This window comes from Candidatus Moraniibacteriota bacterium (assembly GCA_016699795.1).
Lineage (GTDB): Bacteria > Patescibacteriota > Minisyncoccia > Moranbacterales.
On the sequence record CP065011.1, the window covers coordinates 394,003 to 419,231 of the forward strand.

The window sequence follows — 25,229 nt, forward strand, 5'->3', positions numbered from 1 at the left end:
TACTCCTTGGTTTCAATCATTGATTCATGACTCCCATTGACGTTCTATATTCGCTCCGATACCTCGAAGTCTTTCTTCTATTTGTTCATATCCGCGATCTACTTGATAGGCATCTCGAACAATTGTTTTACCCTTAGCAATAAGAGCTGCAATAATAAGAGCTGCTCCTGCACGGAGATCGAATGAATTAATTGAGGTTCCTAATAATTGCGTTGGTCCTGTAAATACTGCCTGATGAGGATTTAAAATATGTGCGTTTGCACCCATCTTTTGTAATTCTCCTACATAGTTAAATCGTCCCTCAAAAAGAGTGTCATGAATCATAGTTGTTCCCTCAGCCTGCGTGGCCAAAACTCCGAATGGTGCTTGCACATCCGTAGGTACTCCTGGGTAAATACGTGCATCAATCTTTGCTACAGATTTTAATTTTCTAGCAGGAATAACCCGTATAGAATTTTTTCTAATCTCAAAACTAACTCCGAATTCTCTCATCTTTTCAAGAACCAAATCAAGATGTTCTTCTCGTGCATTCGTTACTACAATATCACTTTTAGTTGCCGCACCAAGGATAAGAAAAGTAGCTGCCTCATTTGCATCAGCAATAATTGTATGTTGAGCACCTTTTAAAGTCTTTTGTCCTTCGATTTCAAGTGTGTGTGTTCCTAATCCTTTTATTTTCGCACCCATTTTTTGCAAAAATCGCCCAAGATCTTCCACATGTGGCTCAGCCGCAGCAATTTTTATGCGTGTTTTTCCCTCTATACTCGCTGCCAACATCATTATGTTTTCTGTTGCTGTAGGGGAAAATTCTCGAAGCGTTATATTTTCAGCATGCTTTTTGGATGCATCTATAAAATAAATATTATCTTTTTGCCGAACATCCACACCCATCTTCAAGAGAGCATCAAAATGCGTTCCTACTGGACGAATCCCAATTTTACATCCCCCAGGGTGATATAATTTAAATGCATCAAAACGGACCGACAAAGAGCCTAAAAGTAAAATAGAAAGACGAATTTTTTTGACCAAGGAAATATCAATTTTTTCTGGGTACAATTTTTTACAACACACGGAAAGCGTATGCCTATCAATCCAAACCACGCGAGCCCCCATACTTTTCAAGATTTCCGATAACGCCACAACATCTTCAATGTGAGGAACGTTCTTCAAAATACATTCTTCTTTCGTAAGAATTGTAGCTGCTAGTATAGGTGCGGTAGCATTTTTTGACCCCCGAACATCAATTGTTCCTGTGAGTTTTTTACCCCCCTCAATAACGAATTGCTGACGAATATCAGCTATTTCCAATTTCTTTTTCATATTCAAAGTATAATCGAAAAAGCTACTAAAAAGCAAGATTACCCACAAAAAAGTTATACCTATTTTTTTTAAAAATAAGAATCTTTTTTAGTTTTTATTTTTTTATTTTAAAAGTATTAGAAAAACTGTATTCTTTCAAATTTAAAAATCATCTCCCTCTATTACTCAAAAAATAAAAAAGGATCTTTCTTTTTTTCATTTTAATTACGTCAGAAAGTTAAACTAATGCTTTAAATATTCCTAATTTTTTTTGTCTTAAAATAAAAAATGAATGTTCTAAGGAAGATCCCCCTACTAAGAAAAGAGGGAAGAATACAAAACTTACTATAAAAATTAACAAAAAATTTTCATACTGAATTTGATGAAAAAAGCTATATTTCTGTTCATTTTGAATATTTTTTTCTTCTATAAGAAATGTATTCTCTGCATCAGAAATTTCTTTTCCAGTTTCATGTATATTTTGTTCTTCTTTTTTATAAGAAGCTGAAACACCGGAAACAACTTCATTTCGACGAGTTCCAAATAATTGTACTGTAATAATCGTATTTACACCTTCAAACAATCCTTCTCGAACAGCTATTCCTGTATCATGATACTGTTCATTTAAAATATTTTTTTTATGAAGAGGACTCTCCATCCATGCTTTGTGCTGCGAATCAGCATTTTTAAAATGTATCGCAAGGTTTTCCCCCGCATAACGATATTCGTATCCAGCACGTTCAATCCAATACCAAGGATCTTCTCCTGTGGGAGTATCATGTGAAAAATATTGCCTTTCAAACATATCCGTCGCCTTCATTTCGGCGGCTTTATTTAATTCTTCATCAAAGGAAAGAACTTGGGTATTATAAAAAATTCTACTTTCATTTACCGATTTCAATACATCTTCTGCTGTTATCAATATATTCTCATCTGCTTTTGCATCAAAAACAAATATCCCAAAGCTTATAAAGAAAGCTAGAGCGATATCTAGACACACAATAGAAAATATATTTGATTTCATATTTTTTAAAAAATAAAAAACGGGTTTTTCACCCGTTTTTCTTTCACTTGGAACAAGTATATCACAAAAATATCAAAATATCAATAACCCAAAAGCATAAGCATTTCAATCTCTCTCATAACATGAGATGCTGTAGCGCGATACATACCAACGCCTCCCAAAGAAATATCTCGATCGAAAATTTCTTGAAGTTGATCTGGAGTAATGGTATTTCCTATTCTCTCTCGTAATGCTTTAAGCATAATATTCGAAGTTTCTTCTGTAAATTGAAGTGTGAATCTTCCTGTAAGGTATTGTAAAAGGAATAGTGCATTTTCTTCTGTAGCCCCTTCTCTTATCTTCTTTGAAACATTCATCATCCTTCTCATTCTTTCAGAAATAGAAATGGCTCGACGTTTATCCCATCCTGCACCTCCCGCGTCACAATCCCTATCGAGAGATTCTCGGAGAGTCTCTGTATTTTTCGCTCCCATGAGAAATTCTTGAATACTACTTTCTGCTAAAGAAAATTGCTCTTCGGAAATTTCTCGTAATACATAATTCAACCATTGATTTGCTTTGTAAGGATTAAGAAGGTTAGCTGCATATTCTCTCGGCATATTCTTAAAGGTTCGAAGAAGTAATCGAAGTTCATTCGAAATTTCTTCTTCTTCTGGACGAACTTCTTGACTTTCAACTTTTTTCTGGTGTCGTTTTCCTTTTTGCACCTTTTCATCAATAATTTTTCCATCTCTCATAGAAAAAATTCTGTCCGCTTGTTCTAAGTGTGAAGGATCATGAGTTACCAAAACAACAGCTTTCTTATCAATTTCTTTAAGGTCTTGGAGTATCTCCATAACATTCTCTGCCGAGCGACTATCCAAGTTACCAACTGGCTCATCAGCAAGAATTAACACTGGATCATTAATGAGCGAACGTGCGATGGCAACTCGCTGCTTCTGTCCACCTGAAAGCTGATTAGGATATTTTTCCGCTTGTTCAGCAATTCCAAAACGTTCCAAAAGCTGCATACCTATTTTTCGACGATCTGCACGTTTCTCCCCTCGAAATACTCTCGGCAAACACACATTATCCAAAACATGAAGTGAGGGAATAAGATAAAATGACTGAAAAATCATCCCTACTGTCATCTGACGAAATATCGCCTGCTCTTTAAAACCTGCTTCAGAAATAATTGAATCATATACCATTACATCTCCAGAAGTTGGTTTTTGAAGAGCTGACATGGCATAAAGAAGTGTAGATTTTCCACATCCTGAAGGTCCAAATATAATAGTAAATTCTTCGGGATACACATTAGCACTTACACCTTTAAGAGAATGAAACTCATTAGGCTTTCCCTGGTTATAAATAACACTAAGATCTCGAACTTTAACAATAGGTTCCATAACAAAAAATGATTTTCTTTTTACTTATATCGCAATGCATCTAATGGATCAATTTTAGAAGCACGTCTAGCGGGAATAAACCCTGTAAAAAATCCAACTCCCGCACCAATTAATATAATAAGGGCCACAAACCATCCAGGACTATAAAAAAGATCTACTGATTGTCCTCCAAATCGACTCGCTATCAAATTAAATAACCCATTAAGAGCTACACCCCCGACCTGCCCCAAGAAAACTCCTCCGAGGCCTCCAAGAAATCCCATAATTGTTGATTCTAGGACAAAAAGAAGGGAAACATCAAAATTAAAAGCTCCGATTGATTTCATAATTCCAATCTCTTCCGTTCGTTCCAAAAGAGCGATAGTCATAGTGTTAAACATTCCAATAGCACTAACTACCAAAGCAATAATACCAAAAGAGAGTAATATTACCTGAATAATGCTAAATATTTTATTTGCTTGATCTACCGTGTCAGAAAGCGAAGAAACAATAAATCCTTTTTCCAAAACAGAATCACGAACGGAAGCCATTTTGTCAGTTGCCTTACATTTTACTTTAAGAGCAGAATATCGAGGAATCTCTTTAACATTAAGGGAATTAAGATGTACATAAGCAATATTCTCTTCTCCCTGCACGATTCCACTAATAAAATATTTCGTAGAAGATTCTACTTGTTTGAGAGTGTCCTCTTCTTCATCTTCATTTTCTTTTCCTGTCAAGAAGAAAGAAAGGTCTATTTCTTTTCCAATAATTTTATCATCTCCAAAAACCGCAGCAAGAGAAGATGTAACAACAACACCAGACATATTTTCATCAGAAAAAAATTCTCCAGAATTAATACGAAGCCCACCAAGACTAAAGAATGAAGGCTTTGTTGCTATAATAGGAATATCTAGACCAACTCCATCAAAAATACCTTGAGATGCTAATTCTGCAGCGGGACTCACCTGACTCACATTTTCATTTTTCTCTAATTCTTCAATTATTGAAGCATTCAAAGGAATAACACTTTTTTTTGCTTCTATAACATCCAGGGTCAAAACAGAATCCTCCGTAGTAATTCGATCCAAAAGAGCACTTTGAAGACCATATCCTATGGAAACGAGAAAAAGAACAGCACCAATACCAACACTCATACCAAGTATGGTAAGGAATGTTCGCATAGCCCTCGCCTTGAACATTCTAACGGAAAGAAGCACTGCATCATCAACTCTCATATTTTTGTTTCTTAATACTAAAACAATAATAGCACAAAAAAATATTTTTAAAAATACCCAAAAAAACATCTCTTAAAAGCCACTTTTCTTATGTACATATAATATATCTTTTTTTCTTTTTAGATTCTTTTTTTTAAATTCTTTTACCACAAACAACCAGGTCTCCCCTCCTACCCTCCCGTCCAAGCAAAGATTTCTTTGAAGTTCTTTATGATGAGTTCTACAACAGATTCTTTTGTTTGTGGTGTAAGGGTGATGTAGTCTTTGGTTATGGTTTCATTCCCACTCAGATCTTTTACTATGACTTTGTAAGAGTAGAGAGTTCCTGGTTTCCAAGAGGTGAGTACAATGATGTGATTCTTTGTTGGGGAAGAACTTACATTCACTGTTTTTTCTTCTCCTGCTCTTCCTTCTTTGTAGATGAGGGAGGAAGAAGCATCTTCATCTGTTTGCCAGTTAATAATCATTTGTACTTTTCCGTTTTGTGAAAGAGCGGAGTCGGTAGAGACTCTTTCTACTGTAGGAGAAGTTTCATCTTTTTGCATAGTGAATTCTATCTCATCAGAGAGAGTTTCATTTCCCATATCATCTCTGACTCGTACAGTAAGAACGTAGTTTTCTCCAGGAGTGAGTTCTTTGAGGGTGAGGGAGTGAGTTTGGAGGAGGGAGGGATTTCCTTCACTCTTTTGATCTTCTTCTTTGTTTTTGTTTTTGTAGGTTACAAGAGAGTCGGTAAGAGTATCAGTAAGGAAGTTTACTTTTGCTTCTCTGTCTGAAAGAACTTCTATCTTGATTTCTTTGATTTGTGGTGGAGACTTTGGTTCAAAGGTAGAGTCGGAAGAAGAGAAGAGATTTTTTGATTCATCTTCTCCTTTTACTCGGAAGTGGTAGGTAGAGTTTTCTAAAAGATTGTTTATGATAATTTCATGATCTTTTTTGAGTTCTTCACTTTTTCTTGTTTGTCCATAGTTTTCTGTGTTTCCATATTCAACAATAGAGGTAGTGGGAGTGGAAGTTTTCCATGTGATAGTTGTTTCCCCTATTTGTTTGGAAGAAGCTTTAATGGAAGAGATGGAAGAAGGAGATTGCGTTTGGAAGGTTTGTTGGGAGGAGGTGCCTATGTTTCCGGCGGTGTCGAGAGAGAGGGCGGAGTAGTAGTATTTGGTAGATGGGATGAGGCCTCGGAGAGTTACGGAGTGGGAGGTGGTGTAGTTTTGGAGGGAGGAGTTGACTAAAGGATCGGACATTGCGTTTTCCATTTCTTTTGTATTCCCAAATCGAATAGTACTATTCCCCACTTCATCCGTCTCCCAACTCACCACAGCACTCTCTCCTGTAATGTCTTTGACTTTGACTCCTGAGATAGAGGGAGGAGTAGATTCTGCTTGTTCACTTCCACTGTCTACTTGTTTGAGTTTTGTTGTGAAGCTTTTTTCTTCACTCTCTATGAGGGTTCCAAGATTATCTTCACAAAGAAGTTTGTAGAAGTAGGTTGTGTTAAAGATGAGTCCTCCAAGATGCAGGGAATGGAGTGTGTCATAGATTCCTGTCGCTTCTGTTTGAGGAACTTCTTGGTAGTTTCTTGATTGGGTTCCATATTCAAGGATGCAGTTTGCTGCTTGATCCGTCTGGAAGGTTATGACTGCTTTTTGATCAGTGAGTACTTTAGGAGGATCACTGATAGTATGAATCTTTGAAAGAGGTGCATGATTGTATTCTGGATCTAAGGTTGTTTTCATTGTTTGTATATCACTCTGTGATTCGTTTTGATTGATATCTTTAACACTCACTTGATATTCATACTCTGTATCAGGAGTAAGAGTATCGAGTACCCTGTAGTGAGATCTATCGTATGTTGTTCCTTGTTCTGTTTGTGTGAAGGTAAGGCTTCCTTTTTTTCTGTACTGAAGGAGGAAGGATGCTTCTTCATCTGTGTTTGCTGTAATAACTGCTTTGTCATTTGAGATAAGAGATGTTTGAAGATTCGTTATGGTAGGAGGTGTTTCGTCGAGTGTTGTAGAGAATTGAAAATAGTTTCCTCCATTATTGTCATTGGCAATGTTTCCTTGTGAGTCGGTGGAGGTAACGTAGAAATAGTAGGTGGTTCCTTGAGTAAGAGCATCTAAGGTTACTTGATGATTTTTTGTAAGAACACTTGATCCGGAGAGAGTGATAGGATCGATAAGAGATCCATTCTTGTTTTCACTGTAATGGAGTACAGAGTCTGCAGGGACATTCGTATTCCAGAATATGGTTGCTTGTGTGTTAGAAGCACTTGATACCGCTACACCACTGATAGAAGGTCCAGGATTCGTTGTGACTTCATATCCATTGCCATTATTGTCATTGACTCCGGTATTGCCTTGAGGATCAGTAGAGGCAACTCTAAAGAAGTAGGGAGTGTTTGGTGTGAGGTTGGTAAGAGTGACTCTATGAAGTCCTGATTGTGCTTGGGTGTCAGCATAGGTAGAGACTCCTGTTTGTTTGGTATAGGTGTTGGGAGTGGTTGCATATTCTACACGAGAGTCAGAGAGTTCATCTGTTTCCCATGTGATAGTTACGGTTGTGGTGTCTTTAGATTCTACGGTTACGTTGGCAATAGAAGGAGAACTATCATCAACTCCACCACCACCCTCTCCTGCATCTTGGATGCCATTTGCTTTGGCAGTTACTTCTTGAGAAAAGAAAGAAATATTTCCGAGTGTATCTTTGGTTCGTACTTTATACGTATAGAGAGTATTAGGATCAACACCTCCTCCTGAATCAGTAAGAAAGTTTTCTTGAGGAACTGTTCGTATATCATGAGGGTCAGTACCATAAGAACCCCCTTCTTCTTTTCTGAAGAGTTCATAACGAGAGAATTCTTGAGAAGAGATTTCTGATGGTTTGAAACTAAGAAAGACTCGATATTCAGGAGGAGTAAGATAAAGATTAGAAGTATCTTGTGTCATGATATGAGAAGGAGTCTCTATACTCTCAGTAGCAATGATTTGTGTTTCATTTCCGTATTGATCTTTGAATTGTGCGTAGACGGTATCAGGATCACTTTGGAGTTTGATAGTTTTGTTAAGAGTATGGGGTTCCCAATCAGTATCAGAGAGATCAGGAAAAAGAGAAACTTTCATGAATCGTTGAGAGTCTTCAGATACAGAAAGAGTAAGGAGTGATGTGGTGTTGGTATCAAGAAGATCTTGAGTGGATGCGTCTATAGAAAGAGAAGGGTTCTCTGGAATCTTTGTATCCAATGTAAAGGTATTGGATTCTGCATTTGCTGTATTATTTGCTCCTTCATTGTCCCCTATAGTGACACGAATCTTGGCTGATCCAGAAAGATAGAGATTTGAGTGAGAAAGTGAAGGAGTCCAGGTAGCTGTGTGTGTTGTGTACGAATCTTGATTCACTGCTTTGTTTTGTACATCTTCGGGAGCTAGAGTATTAGAAGCAATGCTTTCCCATGAATCTCCATCCCAATAGGAAAAGCTCGGAGTAATAAATCCTGGAGTATTGGTTCCTGTAGTTGTATCAGGATCTTTGACTTCGTAGGTGATATCTACTGTTTTATCTGTATTGGGAGTAGCAGTTACATTTTGAATCATAGGAGAAGCGTTTACCAGATAGGTAAGCGTTACTTGAGAAAGTGTTGGAGTGGCTCCGGTGTTTTCATTAGAAAGCCAGGTAGCATACTGTAACCATTGATCATTGTTTCCTTCTAGATGTATGGGATTGGTAGATTCTCCTTGTGGTGTTGTTTCGTAAAAACTCGAAGCAAAGTCATTGCTATTTGTTGTGAGGGCGCAATCTGTAGGTCCACACCATTTGGAACCATTGTTCCAATCAGGAGATCCTGTTAGATCTGGTGCGGTTCGGAGTTGGAAACGTATATTTGTTTGAGGAGGAATGGTTTCATTCCATTCTATTTTGGAGAGGAGGTTGGTAGGATCAAAAGAGTTAAAAGGAGAAGAAGTGAGGAGAAATGTTCCTAATGGACGCAAGATATAGGAGAGAGTGACATCGGAGATGCTTGGGATATTATCTGCATCATACGAAGAAAAGGTAACGGTATATTGAAGATAGCGATTGCCTGTAAATTGGGATATATCTCCCCCATTGGAAATGGGAATCCACGAAGACCATGTTCCGTCAGGTGTCGGAGTATTTCCTGCACGGAGCTGAACTGAAAGAAAAGTTTCATTGGGAAGATTCTCTGTCCAAGAGATGGTTCGGAAATCTCCGATTTGGGAGATGTCTTTGACTATACTTTCACGTGTTCCGCTCCAAAGAACACGATCATACTCCATTCCTACAGAATTAAGTCGTAAACTCGACATTTCTTGGACTGTAGTAGCAAAAATTGCTTTGTATTGGATCCACATATCATCATTTCCACTCTGAAACAAAGTATCTATTGCTTGCCCTCCAGAACTATCAGAAAAAACACTCATTTGATCACATGATGACCCTCCATCATTTGGACCACACCACGCAGTCCAATTTGATCCGTTAAAAGATGTTCGTACCCGAAAATGCACTTGGGATGTTGAAGAATTACCTGATTGTGTCCATGAAATTTTTTCCAATGTATTTCCATAATTTTCACTTCGAAAAGGAGAAGAAATGAGCTCCCCTGTATAGCCTATAAGAGAAATATCAGAAATACTCGGGATAAAATTCCCATCTGAAGTAGCAAGGGTAATGCGATACTGCCAATAACGAAACCCTTGAAACGATTCTCCAAGAGGAGCCTCTTTCGTTACCGCAGTCCACATACCATCGGAAAGATCTGAGATATTCCCTGCACGAAGTTCTACGGATATCGATGTTCCTGCGGGAAGTGTTTCCGTCCATGTAAGCGCTTCAGCACCTACTTGAAAAGCAAAGTCTTTAATTGCCGATGTATATGTTCCACTTATTGGATCAGCTGCTCTTACTTCACCCGAAAACATACCAAAAAAAACGAAGGAAAACACCATCGCATACATCCAAAAGAAGATTCCTTGTTTCTTTTGTTTTGTTCTATTCATACAAGAGAAAGTATACCATACAAAAAATATTTCTTCCAATTTTTTTATCTCCTCGAAGAATAAAAATAAGTAACCGCCTATCCCTTCTCTCCGTCTCTACAAGGATTCCATTTGGATGTAATCCGTAACATTCCTTCAGAAACAGTATAGTATCGATCTAAATTTTTTTTCATCAAAAGATCTATCATTTTTTTTCTCAAATAATAGCTTCGACACCAGCCCATACATCCTAAATAAGAATTTACTCGAGAAAGTATTTGGTATCGCTCTCTTGTGTTCAATAAAGTTCTTTTTTTAAAAGAATTTCTCATTCTCCCTATACTTATAAAAAAATTCCTCTTTATTCTTGGACCAATATACGTACGATACGGTTTTATACGCACGCCAAGAAAAGAAACCCCATTAAAAAGTGGTTGTAAATATATTTTTTTTGGATGAATACTTAAAGCCAAAGAATGGCACAAATATTCAGAAATTTTTGGAAGAATTTCAAGAAGAAAATCTTTCTTCTTGTCCATAAAAATCATATCGTCCACATATCGTCCATACCATTTCACACCAAGAGTTTCTCGAACAAAATGATCAAACCCACTCATATATATATTTCCAAAAAGTTGGGAAGTAAGATTCCCAATAGGAAATCCACTCCCTTCTTTGGCAAAAAACAAACTTTTTTTGCGAGGCAATCCAATCCAATCTTTTCTTTGTCCTTTTATAAAACAATTATCTGTTGGATCGTTAAAAATAACTTTTTGAAGAAGATACAAAATTAAATCAAGATTATCTTCTTTTTTCTTCTTACGAAAAAAAGCTGTGCATATCATATTCCATAGGATAGTACGATCCATTGACATAAAATATCCCTCGATATCCAATTTCAAAATCCAACATTCTTTCTGATAATTATCAGAACACGAGCGAAGAAAGTAATTCACACGATCAATTCCACGAGAAGTTCCTTTCTTTTTCCGACAGCTATACGTATCAGCAATAAATTGTTTATCAAAAACAGGGTTTATATATTGGAAAAGAAGATGATGAACGACACGATCTCGAAAGTCAGCAGCAAATATCTCCCTCTTTACCGGTTTATGTACAATAAAACAAATACTCGGGCGGATTTCATACCGACGTTCGACAATGTCTTGATACAATTCCATGATATTTTTTTCGTATTCGATTTCAAAAGACACGGCATTCATAGTCCCTCTTTTATTTTTTCGAGCAACATAATAGGCAGAGAAAAGATCAAAAAGAAGTTTTTCCATAAAAAAACGAAAAAAGTACCCGAAGGTACTCCTTTTCGAAATCAATACTTAAGGCACCGAACCGTTAACCCGTTAGCGCGGTTGTTGGAATTGGCGGGATTCACACTCCCAGAGTTGAAGTTGAGGTTCAACGCATTTGTACCACTTACACTACTCGACCAATAGTTCCCGTTACTCCCCTGATTGTTGAAACTGCCATTGGAGTTGTTCCGGTTGCCCGCGACGAAAGAATACCCACTCCACTTCTTGTGCATTGTCGTAACATCACACAAAACTTCCAAAAAAAATGGAAGAAATTCCTTATAAAGAAACCTCTTTATAAGAGGGGTATTGAATTGATTAAGGGCACTCCCGCTTTCACACGTAGCAAAAGACGGCTCTCGCCCACATACAAAGAGCATATCGTTAGGTACAGCTAGCCTCCCATCCGGTAAGTTGTTTGGAAACCAATTCTATGGATTCTTGCAAAACAACAAATTTTTTGAGGCCTATTTGACGAAGATCTTTTAGTATTCGCAATAAAACGCGAATATTTTCAACGCGTTCTCGAGCTAAACTAATATTCTTTTTTCTTTCTAATCGATCTTTATTGGCACGATAAATACACATCATCATCGTAATCGTTTCGTTTTTTATATGCTCACCCAGAGTAAAACGATAATCCCGAGAAAAATTATTCACAACAAGAAAAAGTTCCAGAAGTAAATCATAGCTCGCTTTATATACCGGAAGATTATCGTACGTTGCCATATATTTTTTGAAAAAAATGAATGAAAAATATTTTCTGAAGGAAAAGGGGAAAAACTCAAATTCCGCCTCCGGCGGAACCCCGCCCAAAATGCAGGGGAGTCAAAGCAGAAATCAATTCTTAAGGCACCGAACCGGTAACCCGTTAGCGCGGTCGTAGGAATTGGCGGGATTCACACTCCCAGAGTTGAAGTAGAGGTTCAACGCAAGCGTACCACTTACACTACTCGACCAATAGAACCCGTAACTCCCCTGATTGCCGAAACCGCCACTGGAGCGGTGCCGGTAGCCCGCGACGGATAATTTTAAAGTACTCGCGTACGCGGTAGCGCTATCAGTAATTCCTTCTGCCGAAACAAGAACACTCCATTCTGGTTGAGTAGGAAGGCGGAAACCTGGAGGGCATGGATTATTTGTACCATCGACTCCTTGCCAGAGAGTATTGTTTTGTGGACTTCTCCAATCATAAGGAGAACTGGGAGCAAGAATAAATTGTCCATGTCCAGGAGTATCCAAAGAAGAAAGCGTTCCTGTTGTGGTACTAGTTGTAAGTTGATGTCCATCAGTTCCTCTTCCCCACTGATAATAATGTCCGTAAGATTGCGAATCATTGAATGCTGTAGCTACGCGTGTTGCACCGAGATTTCTGTCGAGCCATACTTTTCCGTCTTTGGCGGTAATAGGACTATAAATTATTCCTTGAAATCCGCAAGGAACTCCGGAAGAAACACTACTACACGAATAAAGACATGTTGTTGAACATACAGATGGTGTAAAACATTCAGTATTGGTCGAACACGTTGCTCCGGGAGGCTTAAGGAGTTTTATATCCGCATTCGTTCCTGTTCCGAAGGTAAATACTTTATTTTTCGTTCCTGCATTAAAATCCACATCGCTTGTTTGTATCCAGCTATTCTGCGTCCCCGTAATCGTTACACCACTTGCATCTGCTTGGATATTTGCATCTTTGGAAGCATACTCCGTCCAGTTTTCTTGATTGTTAGTATGTGTGGCAGTATTTGCTGTTACTCCTCCTATCCAACTACTTTGAATCCATCCATACGTTGCTCCTTTTATATTTTTTGAAAAGAAAAAAGAGACTCCTCCTAAGATAAGAATGGTTAAGAGGAAAGTAGAAGTGAGTTTTCTTTTTTTGGAGAGGAAAGAAAAAAAAGAAGAAAGAGAGATTTCTTTTTTTTCTTTTATAGAATAAGTATTGTTTTTTTCTTTTCGTATTCCATCAAGAGTTCTTTGTAGTTTGGGGGGAGTATTTTTTTTCGTAAACATCATACTATTTTATTGTATAATAAATGTTCTTTTTTTTGTTTGTGAAATAATCTTTTTTCTTTTTTTAGTATAGGATGTTTTGTGTTTTTTGTGAAATGGGAGTTTTATTCACACTTTTTTCTGTCTTTTCTCCCTGAGGAAAAGGGATTACCGAGTCTTTCTCTCTTTCTTCTCTCCCTTTGCCAAAAGGGAGTACCCGAGTCTTCGAGGGGGAGGGATTTGTATTGATTTCACAAAAGAATTTCATACAAAGAAAATCCCCCTCAATCCCCCTTTTTCTAAGGGGGAGGAATTAGCTCTGGATTGCCACTTCACTCGAAGACTTCTCCTCGCAATGACTCTTTTTCCGTCTCCGCGAGATTTCGAGTCTTCGAGAAATCGTGGCGGTCCATGCGGATCGGACTGATTTGCCACGACTGAGCACGGCTTCGCAAAGACGGAAAGAAGTCCGGGCTAGATTGTCCCTGTGGAATAAAATCCAATTCCAAAGAGCAGTTTAGAGATTTCTAATCATTATTTCTTAAAAGAGTATTCTTCCAACGTTTTGAGTGTCATTTGTACTGTAGGATTAATCGTAGACACAAATATTGAAGAAGGAAATTGTTTCCTTAAAGGAGTGAGAACCTCATCAGCCCAAGAGGGTGTCAAAACTTTCACACCAGAAAAATCAATTTCTACTTTTTCATTCTTTTTAATTTCAGGAAGAGTATAGGCAGCCAAAACTAAATAAGCTTCTTTCCCCGCAGGACGAGAAACGAGCATTTCACCAAATTTTTTAAGCTCTATTTTCATACATTTTATTCATAGATAAAAGCAAGACATCCACAAATTTTTTCCTTATTTTCTAGTATACGCATTTCCCCTTTACAAAGATAAAGGTGTGCATTTCCAGAAAAAAAATCTAAAAAAATATCCATTTCTTCTACTACATTTTTTACAAATTTGAGACCATTTCCTCTGTTTTCAGGAGCCCGTCCAGATATTTTTTTTGTAAAAGCTACTTCAAGGGCATCTCGATCAAGAAGTAATGTAGCGTCCACTTTGTGAAGTGTTTCTAAGACACCTCTTCCTCTATCAGAAAGAAAAAGAGAGACTTTTCCTTCCGTATCTTTTTCATATCCAAATAAAACTCCTGGAACATCCTTCCAATTCCCAGCATTATGATCAAAAGAATTATTTCCAATTTCTCCGGCCAGCGCAGAAAAAAGATAAGCCCTTTCTTCGGGAACGCCCAAGCGGATAAGTTCTCCTGACATTCTCTCTAATCTTGCCTGAAAAACGTCTCGTGTTTCGCAATGCCAATCCGGAGAAATATCCTTCGGAATACATTCAGATCGAGAAAATTCATCTATACTTTTTTGGAGAGAAAATTTCATTTTTTTATCTTAGCAAAGAAGAAAAAAAATAACAACCATACTTTATTTTTTAATTAAAAAATCCAAAAAAGCATGTCTTTAATTTTTAATTTTTTACCATTCCTAAAACACGCACCCTTACGGTATTTAAAGATAATCTGCAAATCCAAAAGGATATTTTTTCCTTCCGTTTTCGCGAGGAGTCCGCGACGTGGCGGTCCATCTGAATTTCTGGATTACTTCGCTATGCTCACAAAGACGGAAAAAAATCCCCCTCAATCCCCCTTTTTCTAAGGGGGAGGAATCCGAACAACGAAAAGGAAATCTGGAGAGTTTTCCGCCAAAGGCGGATCGAGTCTCCATTCCTCGAAGAATCGTCGGTCGAAAAAACAGGAAGAAATAAAACTCATTCGCAAAAAAAGAAAGATTTAACCCCGATACAAACAACTTTTTTCGTACACTTCCACAAGTGATTTTGCACATAAAGAACTTTTGTAATGTTCTTCGGCATATAAATGACCGGCTTTTCCAAAAGATTTTGCTTTTTCTTCATTATCTAAAAGATGTTCTACAGCATCAGAAAATTCACTACTTTCTTTGGCATCAGAAGCGAGAAATCCTGTTACCTGATCAATAATCCTTTCTTGTGCACCACCAGAAGAAACAGCTACCACAGGAAGCCCTGCGTACATCGCTTCTTCCACAACAACAGCGCGGAAGTCTTCTTTGGAAACATACACAAAAACATCAGCGCAAGCATAATAATGTTTCATATCATATTTTGGTACTTCTTCAGCAAAAAATACTCGATTTCCTAAACCTCTCGCCACAACTTCTGTTCGAAAAAAATCTACAAGATTTCCTCCACCAACACAAAGAAGGTATACATTTTCTCTTCTTTTGATCAAAGATGTGAGTGATTGAAAAAGAAACTGTGAATTCTTCTCTTGCGTCACACGAGAAACTGACAAAAGTACTTTGGCATCACTTGGTATATCCCATTTTTTTCGAACAGCTGATCCATTGGGATCTAAAAAAAATTCAGGAACTACTCCCGTAGGAAGCACTACTATTTTCTGATTTAATGATGTTGCCTTTCGAAGCATTTCTCCGATAATTTCTGTTGGAACTATTGTCGTATTGGGTAATTCTTTTACAAGGCGTGATTTTTCTACAGAGATCGTATCTGAAACTGTTTGAATCCAAGGAACTCCCCTTTTCTTTGCCCATTCTCTCGCAATTTTTCCAAGACCATCATACTGTTGCGTATGCACGATATCTACATTCAAAGAATCAAGATCTTGTATAATCTGATGCGAATTCCACACAAGCCTCTTTCCAAAAATTTCTGTCACTCGATATCGGAAAACTCCCTCTTCCCGACCAAGACTCTTTCCCCGATGCGAAGCAAGTACGAAAACTACATGACCTTGTTTCATGAGTTCAAATCGCAAACTTTCTAAACCTCCAGATGATCCACGAGGATTTGGATAGTATTTATTCGTAACGAAAGCAATTTTCATACTCGTGTGTTTTATTTTTTGATTTTTTTCAAAATATTTCTCTACTGAGCCAACTCAACATTTCTAAAATCGCTATAACAAGAAGGTCTTATTCCCTCCCAAGTAAGCTTTGGCTTAGTAAGTTTTATCGTAAGGAGATCCCCTTCAGAACTTGCCAAAAGCTTTTCTAGCGTTTCGCCCGTTATTTGATTTTCTACAGCACCACCATCTCCATAATTCTGTGAAAATATGCCTTTCTGTTGTTCTAAATAACAACCAATACCTAAAGACGTATTCTTTTCTAAAAATCGTTCTACAGCATCCTCCTTTGCCTTTTTTGGAACAAAAGCAATGTATTCCAATTCACCCTGACACATTCCTTGCGGTTCGCAAGGAACTTTCTTTCGTTCAATATAACCCGTAACTTCAAAACTTCCTACGAAACCATTTTCGATTTCCTTCAGAGGTTCCTTATTTTCTTTTTCAATTCTTTCTGTTTCTTGTTTCATCTTCTCTATATCCTTTCTCATCTTTTCTTGCTCTTCAGGCGAGAGTCCTTCAGGAATAAGTATTTCCTCTTCTGTTTTCTGAGGTTCTTCTTGTGCTGTTTTTTCCTTTTCTGAAGAGAAAAAATTCTCTTTTACTTCACGAAAAAGAAAATAGCTAAAATATACACCAGAAGCCAAAAGACAAATTATTATAATAGAAAGAAAAACTATTTTTCTTCTCATACACATAGAATTCTTTAAAGATCTTCACGAATAAGTCGGATATCACTTCCTGCTGTAATTCCTGTGGAAGATTCATAACTTGCCCATCCTGTTTGACTTCCTGGATGCTGTGCCGTATCGGTCGATTGTTGTGACCATGAGCTTTGTAACCAAGAAAAAGTTGCTGCCTTTATAGTTTCAGCGTAATAGAAAAATGTCAAAGTAAAAGCTGAAACAGCTATAAGGAAAAAACTTCCCAAAAGCAATTTTTTATTCCTCTCGAAGAATGGGACGGTAGATATTTTTGAAAGAAGCACAGTTGGAGAAATAAATGCATTTCGCTTCCCAACGACACTATCCAAAGAGGGTCGTATAACTCTTTCTTCTTTTTGTTTTCTAAAAAAATTCATAAAAATAAAAATTTTATGGTATTTACTCTTGATCCAAGTATACCAGAAAAAATAAAACATACAAAATATTTTTCAATAGGGTCATTACTACGCTTCTTTCGTCAGAAAATTTTTATCAATCTTCGTAAAGGGAAACATAAAGATTTGATACTAAACCTTTTCTTCTCTACTTCTAAAGAAAAATCCTATGAGAGCAAACGAGAAGAAAATACCAAAATGAGATGTCCATATCCAATGATCCAGAAAAAGAAAAGGAAGTATCGTGCAAAAAATTCCCAAAGAAAAAAGCAATCGTCTTTTTATACCTTCTCGAAACAAAAACCCTATCAGCATAAGAAAGAATAAAAAACCTACTATTCCCAATTCAGAAAAAACAAGAAGAAAGACATTATGCACTGGCTGAAATTGAGCAATGTAAGAATCTTTATGGAATACATGCTCTTTCGTCCACATTGTAAAATTTCCAGCTCCCACACCCCAAATATTTTTTTGAATAAGTTCTTTGGATTGCAAAAAAAGTTCTTGTCTTTCTACAAAAGATTTTTCTTGAGCTAAAGTTTCTACAGGAAAACGATTAAAAAATAATTCTCGAACGGGAAAGAAAAAAATACCAAGTGAACACACTACAATAAAAGAAATGAACATCCATCGAAAAAGAAATTTCTTATATTCTTTCCAGAAAATAATACCCCCCATAACAAATAGCCATCCAAAAAAGAAACCTATCCATGTCGTTCGAGAAAATGAAAAAATAAGTCCCCAGAGAGAAAATGGAAGAAAAAACCACAATATATTGTATTTTTTTTCTTTTCCTAACACAAGACACATAGAGGCTAACGATATGATCGCCATAATTCCCCCGAATATATTGGGGTGAGAAAATCCTCCATAACTTCTAAGCCATCGGCCAGATTCATCTTTCAACACAGAAACGCCTGGCTTCCAAGATTCATATTCCGATAAACCCAAAAAAGTTATTTCCGGAGAATGTTGCGTTGTCCATTGAATAAGTCCAAGGAAAATATGAATACTCAAAGCTACTAAAAAGGTTTTATATGTTTTTGAAAAAGAAAGATCTCCATATCGAACACTTATAAAAAGCCCGAGAGAAAGAAAGAGTTTCCACGTAAAGAACAAGGCTATCGAAAAATCAAGAGCCCAAAAGCAGGAGAAAAGAGAAAAAATCACCATTCCCAAAAGACTCACTACCACGCCATCTTTCAAAAAAATACCATACTTTTGTCTTGGTATCTGCAAAAAGAAAAATGTCAAAAATCCCAAAAGAAAAAAATCACTGGCATAAAAAAGAATACTGGCATATTCCCATTTTTCACCCTCAATATATACATCTCGGAGTATCCAAACCGTCTGGAATGGTAAAGTAAAAACAAAAGCGTACCAAAAAAAATTTCTTATTTTTCCTTTCATAAAAAGATTAAAGTATCGAAATCCCTTATAAAGAAAGGCTCAAGCTAACAGGGCAATGATCAGAACCGTACACATCCCCAAGAATAGCTACTTCTTTTATATGATCCCTGAGCGACTCATTAACAAAAAAATAATCCAATCGCCACCCAACATTCCTTTCTCGAGCTCTCGTTTTGAGGTCCCACCACGAATACGCGATCTCTTTAGTATGAAGGAATCGAAAGGTATCACAAAATCCTGCCAAAGTAAGTTTATCCATCCAATCCCTTTCTATTCGTAAAAAACCGGTATTTTTTTCATTTTCTTTGGGTCTAGCAAGGTCTATTTCATTATGAGCAGTATTCACATCGCCACAAAAAATAACATTTTTTCCTTCTTTTGTAAGTTTTTTTATATATTCAAGAAATTCTTCATAAAAGGCTAATTTGTAACGAAGTCTTTCAGCTCCCCCTCCTCCATTGGGAAAATAAACTGAAAACAGTATAAATTTTTCAAATTCCATTTCCATAACACGACCTTCTGTCGAAAGAAGAGGAAATTCTTGAAAAAAAGTTCTCACTGCACGGGGCTCTTCTTTGGTGTATATTGCCACACCGCTATATCCTTTCTTCTCTTTGGCACAATGAAAATAAGAAAAATACCCATCAGGATTTCTCAACTCTCCTGTAAGTTGTTCAGGATCTGAGATTTTTGTTTCTTGAAGCGCTACCATATCATATCCCCCCTTCTCTAACCATTGTAAGAATCCTTTTTTTCCCGCAGCACGAAGACCATTCACATTCCAAGAAATCAAAGAAATATTTTTCTTTTTCATAAAACAAAAAATTAAAAGTTTTAGATTCTCTGAGGCTCATTCCGGACTATCATTTTCATCTCACATCAAAAAAATAAGTAAGTAGGATTTCTTCTTTACCATAAATTTTTAAAGATACCTCTCTCAAAATCTATTCTAACAAAATTCTTCAATCAAAACCACTCTTTTTCGTATTTCGTATTACATCCTTTGCTTTTTATTATCATTTTGTATAAACGTCTATTCTATCTCTATGATAATTACGACTAGCCTTCCTCGTTCTTTCTAAAATAAATCTCCGTATAAAGTCTAGAAAATTTTGGCTTTCTCTAAAAAGTGCTGAAATAAAATTTTGAAAATTTCGCATATCTTTTTATAGAATACCTTTTTATAGAATATCTTTTTATTTATTCTATGTATTTCCCATAAAAAAGAAGACTTCCATTAAGTTATAGAAGTCATCTTTCTTACTATTGTTTGTCTTTTTAATATATTCTCTTGCTTTAAAATAAATAAATTATACTTCAAAGCAATCTTTCTTATGAAGACTGTTTTCTTTTAGCTTTCACTCGATTAGTCTCGCTTAAGTATTGCTTACGAAGCCTTACTGATTTTGGCGTCACTTCGAGATATTCATCATCAGACATAACTTCCAATCCACGTTCTATGGAAAGCTCAAATGGTGGTACGAGAGTAATAGCATCATCATTTCCACTAGAACGCATATTCGTAAGATGTTTTCCCTTTATAGGATTTACTGTCATATCATCCCCTTTGGAAGTATTTCCTATAACTTGTCCTTCGTACACATCCGTGCTTGCTCCTATATAAAGAATTCCTCGACCTTGCAGATTAAATAATGCGTATCCAAGAGCTTTTCCTGTTTCTCCAGAAATCATAGAGCCCGTTTCCCGCTTCGAAATTGGACCTGCATATTCCCGAAAACCAATAACTCGTGAACATAAAATACCTTCTCCTTTGGTATCTACAATAAATTGCCCTCGATAACCCAAAAGTCCTCTTGTGGGAATTTCAAAAATAAGACGAACTTGATCACCATGTGGTTGCATATTTACCATTGTTCCTTTTCGCTTTCCCAATCTTTCAATAACTGCTCCAGAATATATACTTGGTACATCTATGGTCACCTCTTCGAATGGTTCTAGTTTTTTTCCTTCTTCTTCCTTGATAATAACATGGGGTTGAGAGACTTGTATTTCATAATTCTCTCTCCTCATATTCTCGAGAAGTATCGCAATATGAAGCTCTCCTCTTCCATAGACCATAGCGTATTCTGCAGAAGAAAAATCTATTCTCAAGCCAACATTTACTTCTAGTTCTTTTTTGAGGCGTTCTCGAATTTGTTGATTTGTAACGAATTTTCCTTCTTTTCCAGAAAAAGGAGAATCATTTACAAGAAACCGGAGGGAGATAGTTGGCTCATCTACAGTAATAGCTGGTAATGCCTCTTGAGTAGTAGATTCACAAAGAGTTTCTCCTATATCAATAGAAGAAAATCCCGCTACCATAACAATATCACCAGCAATAGCCTGGTCGGATTCTTGGCGTCGTGTTCCATTGAAAGTAAACAATTTTGTAATTCGTCCTGTTTCACTTTTTCCATCAAGTCTCTTGAGTGTGAGTGATTGTCCTGCTCGAATAATCCCCTCGTAAACTCTTCCTATAGCAAGACGGCCAAGAAAGTCATCGTATCCAAGATTAAACGGTTGAAACAAAAGAGGTTTTTCGGATTCACTTTTTGCTGGAGAAACACGAAGAAGGATCATATCCAAAAGCGGAGAAAGATCTTTAGAATCATCATCGAGATGTTCTTTGGCAATTCCTTCACGGCCAATCGCATATATCGTTGTAAAATCTAATTGTTCATCCGTTGCGCCAAGATCTAAGAAAAGTTCGAAAACTTGCTCATATACAATGTCTGGTTGAGCAGCTGGTTTATCAATTTTATTTATCACAACAAGTGGTTTAAGACCTAATTCAAGAGATTTTTTCAAAACAAATCGAGTTTGAGGCATAGGTCCTTCTTGAGCGTCTACTACCAAAACAACGGAGTCGATAGATCGAAGTACTCGCTCAACCTCACTTCCAAAATCAGCATGTCCTGGTGTGTCTACAATATTGATTTTTGTATCTCGATAAAAAACAGTTGTGTTTTTCGCATAAATAGTAATTCCTCGCTCTTGTTCAAGTGCATTGGAATCCATAGACTCATCATCTCCTACCGCCCCTGTCTGACGCATAATAGCGTCTGTAAGGGTTGTTTTTCCATGATCGACGTGAGCGATAATGGCAATGTTTCGTATTTCCATAAAAATTCTATATAAAAACTATAATTCTAAACAAAAAAACGTCGCCTCTTGCGACGCCTTTTCAAAATACACCCATTTTGCCCTATTCGTCAATTATAACAAACAGGGTGGGAAGGGATATTTTTCTTTACTGTGTTATTTTTCATTATCCGTACGAGAAAGTACGACATTCACACGGTCACATTCTTTTCCAGCTTTGTGAGTACTCCACTTTGTATTTACATCATAATAAGAAGGGTATTCTTTATTCTCACTACTAGATTCAAGACTAAATTGAGCACAAAGCTCAAATTCTCCTTCACGAACAGTCCCTACGGTTCTTGCCTCCGTTATAATACGATATTCGTAAGGAATATTCTTCTCAGGATCAAATTGATTGCCCTCTTCTATACAATAATACGTAGATTTTTGGATTTCTTCTATACTTTTCGGAAGTCTTTGATATTGTGAAGCAAAATTCTCTACACAAGAAGCGATTTGAGATAAATGCTGAGATCGTTGTGTATCAAATGCTCGTGTCCTCGCCATTTGAGGAGAGCCTGAAATCAAAAAGCCAAAGAGGATTCCTAGAAAAATACCGAAGGAAGAACTCCAAGCAAAAGCTTGAAAAACTCTTTTTGAAATAGGTTTTTTGTACTGAATTTCTCTTCTTTCAAAAAAATACCATCCAAAAACAGTCCCCGAAATCAGCAAAATAACACAAGCCTTTAAGAAAAACCTCACACTCATTTCTCCTTGAAGAAAGGTATAAAGAAGGGCTATGAGATCACCTACAAGTATTATTAAACAAATAAACAAAACTCCGTATGTTATCCATTTTATAGCCATTATTTCTCTTTTCACTTCTTGCTGTCGAAATTTTCGAAAGCGAAAAAAAATAGTAAAAAAGAAAAGAGGAAAGGTTATAATAAGTGCTGAAATAGCATAATGAATAGCCTGAGTCGCTACTGAAGAACCATATCCATAAAAAGCTGCTGGATCTGGAAAATATTTATCAATTACTTCGTAGTAAAGAATGCCCACTCCAGTAATGACAATACCGAGGAGAACAAAAGAAAATAAATTCAAAACAACTTCTAAAGCAACTCCAATTTTTTTCCGTCCCGAAAGTCGCTCCAAAGGGAGGGGAACTCCGAGATCCTTCAAAGCATCTGCATAAAGAGCGTCTATTTCATCATCAGTCCAACCAACCGCTAAAAGTTTTTCTTTAATGTGTGATTTTCCTTGACCTTCCTCGATACTTTTTTTTATGAACTCAAGTATAGATAAAGTTTCCATATAATTTTTGTAAACAACGCTATTAATTCTTACAATTTACACTGATAGTATAACACAGTTCGATTACACATTGCGGATACACAAAAAACATGGCTTAAACAAAATTTTTTTGACTTAGTCACCATAGCATCTGACATTTAAATTATTTGGATTATTGCGTGATAAGTTTCAGTAAATCAAATTCACCACTTCTCGGAATCAATCCTAGCCTGTAACTGTTAATCAGAAATAAATTTATCAACACAAAGAAGCCCACGATCAAGAACATCACCATATGATACTTTTTAAATTTTTCCCCCAGGAACACTATTGGCATAATCAAGAATGGCAATATTTCCAAAAATCTTCTAGCGCCAAAGGCATCTCCACCACCAAGATCACTAAGCGAGCCATTAATTATCCATGTAAAAATAAATGCTAAAATTACAACAATTGCCACCCTTCTTGATTTTAGCCATAGGTAATACATTCCAAAAAACACCAATAAAAGAAAAGGTGACCAAGAGAACAGTCCCCTATTACTAGAAAATAAAACATACAAACCATGAAATTCTGGGCGAACAAAATTATGTCCTTGCGGAATTAACAAATATTTTCCATAAACATTTTCCCAAACCAACATCTGACAAACAACAAACAGTATTAATGGCAATATGAAAATCAAAAAATGTTTAATACTATTGGAAATTTCTTCCTTTTTTATTATAAAGGCTGGCACAAACAATGGAGCAACTGCCAAGACTATCAGAATATTTTGCCAACGCGTAGCACACAACAAAAATATAACCAGCATGAAGAACCAAGGATTCACATCCTTTAAGTAGAAAAATTTTAAAGATAAATAAAACAACATACTAGATAAGAATAATGATGGAATATGGGACATTGAAGGTGCCAACAGTTGATAATAAAGAAATGGCGTTGATAACCAGACACCAAGAAGTACAAGAACAGTATATTCGTTATCTGTTTTTTCTTTATCATGTAAAACCAATAAGCATGATTTAAAAATAAAAAACAGAGCAAGAGTTCCGAACAACCATGTTCCAAAATTAATCATAAAAACATAGAAGAAGGAGTACCCATTTCGTGAAAAATCAAAAATAACAGTCAATAGATCACCCACCAAAAAAAATGGCGCCCAGAGAATCGCAGTACCATATGCATATGGATTTGGAGTTTTTCCATTTGAAGTTAAGATATTTTCTTTGACAAATTTTTCACTATAAAAATCTTGCTGTGCGAAATATTCCAATTCATTGTGAAAATCCAAATCATGATCAAAAACAGCCGACCGAAGCCAGCTATAATAAAAAACACCGTCACCTTGAATCTTTATTGGCTGATTACTATTCAAAAAAATAAATACTAAAAAACTAATCATCACAGCAAGAATGAAGATATTCATCATTTGAGAATAAATAAAAGCTACAAGGTTATTATCTTTCATATTTCAATATTAACACACTATTTAATTATAATTTTGAGTGGATAGGGAGAATTTATCGCATCACTCGTTCGCCGTCATTCATTTACTCCTTACTCGCGGCAACGCCAAATGTTCATCCGCATTTATTGGCATTTGCTGTAAAAAATCTCTACTGAGCTTTTTCTAGCTCACTGCCACCGAGTTCAATTCTCCCTACCACAAAACAAAAAACTCCCCTAATGAATGGGGAGCTTTTTGAAATTTTGAGCTGGCTTGTCCATGCGGTTAGGACCGAATTCATGGAAGGAGTCTCCTGTAAATCCCCTGTTTAGACCATTAGTTTGAGGATGATGTTGAGACATGGAGTACAGATGCTATTGAAAATTGCCTCGGCAGTCTCTTCGTCGTTAACCGGATACAACAAGCCATCTATTTCGAACTGGTTCTCGTGGAAATTTGAATGCATATACATGTTTCGATACTCTCGAACCCTATGCAATGTTTCCGCTTCACTCTCAGCAATCAAACTGTCCTTTTTGGCCTTATTGATTATAACATTCAAGGTGTCTTCGTCTTTTGAATCTGTAGCCCACCGCAAAACTTGTTCCAGAAGCATAAATAACGAAGCAATTGCCGGATACCATTTTTCTTCTTTGGCACAGCAATACATCTGAGAGACAATCCAGCCTATGGCGCGATCTTTATTTGCTATATTGTTGATGATGTCATTCATTTTAGAAAAG

The 25,229-nt window shown here is 36.6% G+C and carries 19 protein-coding genes; all 19 read right to left on the reverse strand.

Annotated elements, in window-relative coordinates; all coding sequences use genetic code 11:
* Window positions 1-24 precede the first annotated feature (24 nt).
* The gene (murA, locus tag IPN70_01945) at window positions 25-1,320 is read right to left on the reverse strand and encodes a UDP-N-acetylglucosamine 1-carboxyvinyltransferase (GenBank protein ID QQS61671.1); all 1,296 of its coding nucleotides are present in this window, start codon (window positions 1,318-1,320) and stop codon (window positions 25-27) included.
* A gap of 217 nt (window positions 1,321-1,537) precedes the next feature.
* A complete protein-coding gene (locus tag IPN70_01950; protein QQS61672.1) occupies window positions 1,538-2,323 on the reverse strand; it encodes a hypothetical protein in 786 nt (261 codons plus the stop codon).
* An 80-nt stretch (window positions 2,324-2,403) separates the two neighbouring features.
* A complete protein-coding gene (locus IPN70_01955) occupies window positions 2,404-3,711 on the reverse strand; it encodes an ABC transporter ATP-binding protein (GenBank protein ID QQS61673.1) in 1,308 nt (435 codons plus the stop codon).
* A 20-nt stretch (window positions 3,712-3,731) separates the two neighbouring features.
* On the reverse strand, window positions 3,732-4,928 hold the full coding sequence (locus tag IPN70_01960; GenBank protein ID QQS61674.1) for an ABC transporter permease: 1,197 nt from the start codon (window positions 4,926-4,928) through the stop codon (window positions 3,732-3,734).
* Window positions 4,929-5,098: 170 nt separating this feature from the next.
* Window positions 5,099-9,949 (reverse strand): fibronectin type III domain-containing protein, encoded by a 4,851-nt coding sequence (locus IPN70_01965; protein ID QQS61675.1) that lies wholly within the window; start codon window positions 9,947-9,949, stop codon window positions 5,099-5,101.
* A 77-nt stretch (window positions 9,950-10,026) separates the two neighbouring features.
* Entirely contained in the window at window positions 10,027-11,217 is a 1,191-nt protein-coding gene (locus IPN70_01970) for a hypothetical protein (protein QQS61676.1), read from the reverse strand.
* A gap of 405 nt (window positions 11,218-11,622) precedes the next feature.
* A complete protein-coding gene (locus IPN70_01975; protein ID QQS61677.1) occupies window positions 11,623-11,967 on the reverse strand; it encodes a four helix bundle protein in 345 nt (114 codons plus the stop codon).
* 111 nt (window positions 11,968-12,078) lie between these two features.
* Window positions 12,079-13,254 carry a hypothetical protein gene (locus IPN70_01980; protein QQS61678.1) on the reverse strand — a complete coding sequence of 392 codons (1,176 nt, stop codon included), beginning with the start codon at window positions 13,252-13,254 and terminating at the stop codon, window positions 12,079-12,081.
* A gap of 510 nt (window positions 13,255-13,764) precedes the next feature.
* Window positions 13,765-14,043, reverse strand: a complete 279-nt coding sequence (locus IPN70_01985; protein ID QQS61679.1) for an STAS-like domain-containing protein — start codon at window positions 14,041-14,043, stop codon at window positions 13,765-13,767.
* Window positions 14,044-14,048: 5 nt separating this feature from the next.
* Window positions 14,049-14,627 (reverse strand): hypothetical protein, encoded by a 579-nt coding sequence (locus tag IPN70_01990; GenBank protein ID QQS61680.1) that lies wholly within the window; start codon window positions 14,625-14,627, stop codon window positions 14,049-14,051.
* Between the two features lie 407 nt (window positions 14,628-15,034).
* Entirely contained in the window at window positions 15,035-16,129 is a 1,095-nt protein-coding gene (locus tag IPN70_01995; GenBank protein QQS61681.1) for a glycosyltransferase, read from the reverse strand.
* A 41-nt stretch (window positions 16,130-16,170) separates the two neighbouring features.
* Window positions 16,171-16,839 (reverse strand): hypothetical protein, encoded by a 669-nt coding sequence (locus IPN70_02000; GenBank protein QQS61682.1) that lies wholly within the window; start codon window positions 16,837-16,839, stop codon window positions 16,171-16,173.
* A gap of 14 nt (window positions 16,840-16,853) precedes the next feature.
* The gene (locus tag IPN70_02005; protein QQS61683.1) at window positions 16,854-17,228 is read right to left on the reverse strand and encodes a hypothetical protein; all 375 of its coding nucleotides are present in this window, start codon (window positions 17,226-17,228) and stop codon (window positions 16,854-16,856) included.
* Window positions 17,229-17,378: 150 nt separating this feature from the next.
* Window positions 17,379-18,656, reverse strand: a complete 1,278-nt coding sequence (locus IPN70_02010) for an O-antigen ligase family protein (protein QQS61684.1) — start codon at window positions 18,654-18,656, stop codon at window positions 17,379-17,381.
* Between the two features lie 25 nt (window positions 18,657-18,681).
* Complete coding sequence (xth, locus tag IPN70_02015; protein ID QQS61843.1) at window positions 18,682-19,455, reverse strand: exodeoxyribonuclease III; 774 nt, start codon at window positions 19,453-19,455, stop codon at window positions 18,682-18,684.
* Between the two features lie 533 nt (window positions 19,456-19,988).
* Complete coding sequence (gene typA, locus IPN70_02020; protein QQS61685.1) at window positions 19,989-21,779, reverse strand: translational GTPase TypA; 1,791 nt, start codon at window positions 21,777-21,779, stop codon at window positions 19,989-19,991.
* A gap of 135 nt (window positions 21,780-21,914) precedes the next feature.
* Window positions 21,915-23,057, reverse strand: a complete 1,143-nt coding sequence (locus tag IPN70_02025) for a hypothetical protein (protein QQS61686.1) — start codon at window positions 23,055-23,057, stop codon at window positions 21,915-21,917.
* Window positions 23,058-23,208: 151 nt separating this feature from the next.
* Complete coding sequence (locus tag IPN70_02030) at window positions 23,209-24,507, reverse strand: hypothetical protein (GenBank protein QQS61687.1); 1,299 nt, start codon at window positions 24,505-24,507, stop codon at window positions 23,209-23,211.
* Window positions 24,508-24,814: 307 nt separating this feature from the next.
* Window positions 24,815-25,219, reverse strand: coding sequence for a hypothetical protein (locus IPN70_02035; GenBank protein QQS61688.1), 405 nt, complete (start codon window positions 25,217-25,219; stop codon window positions 24,815-24,817).
* Window positions 25,220-25,229: the final 10 nt, after the last annotated feature.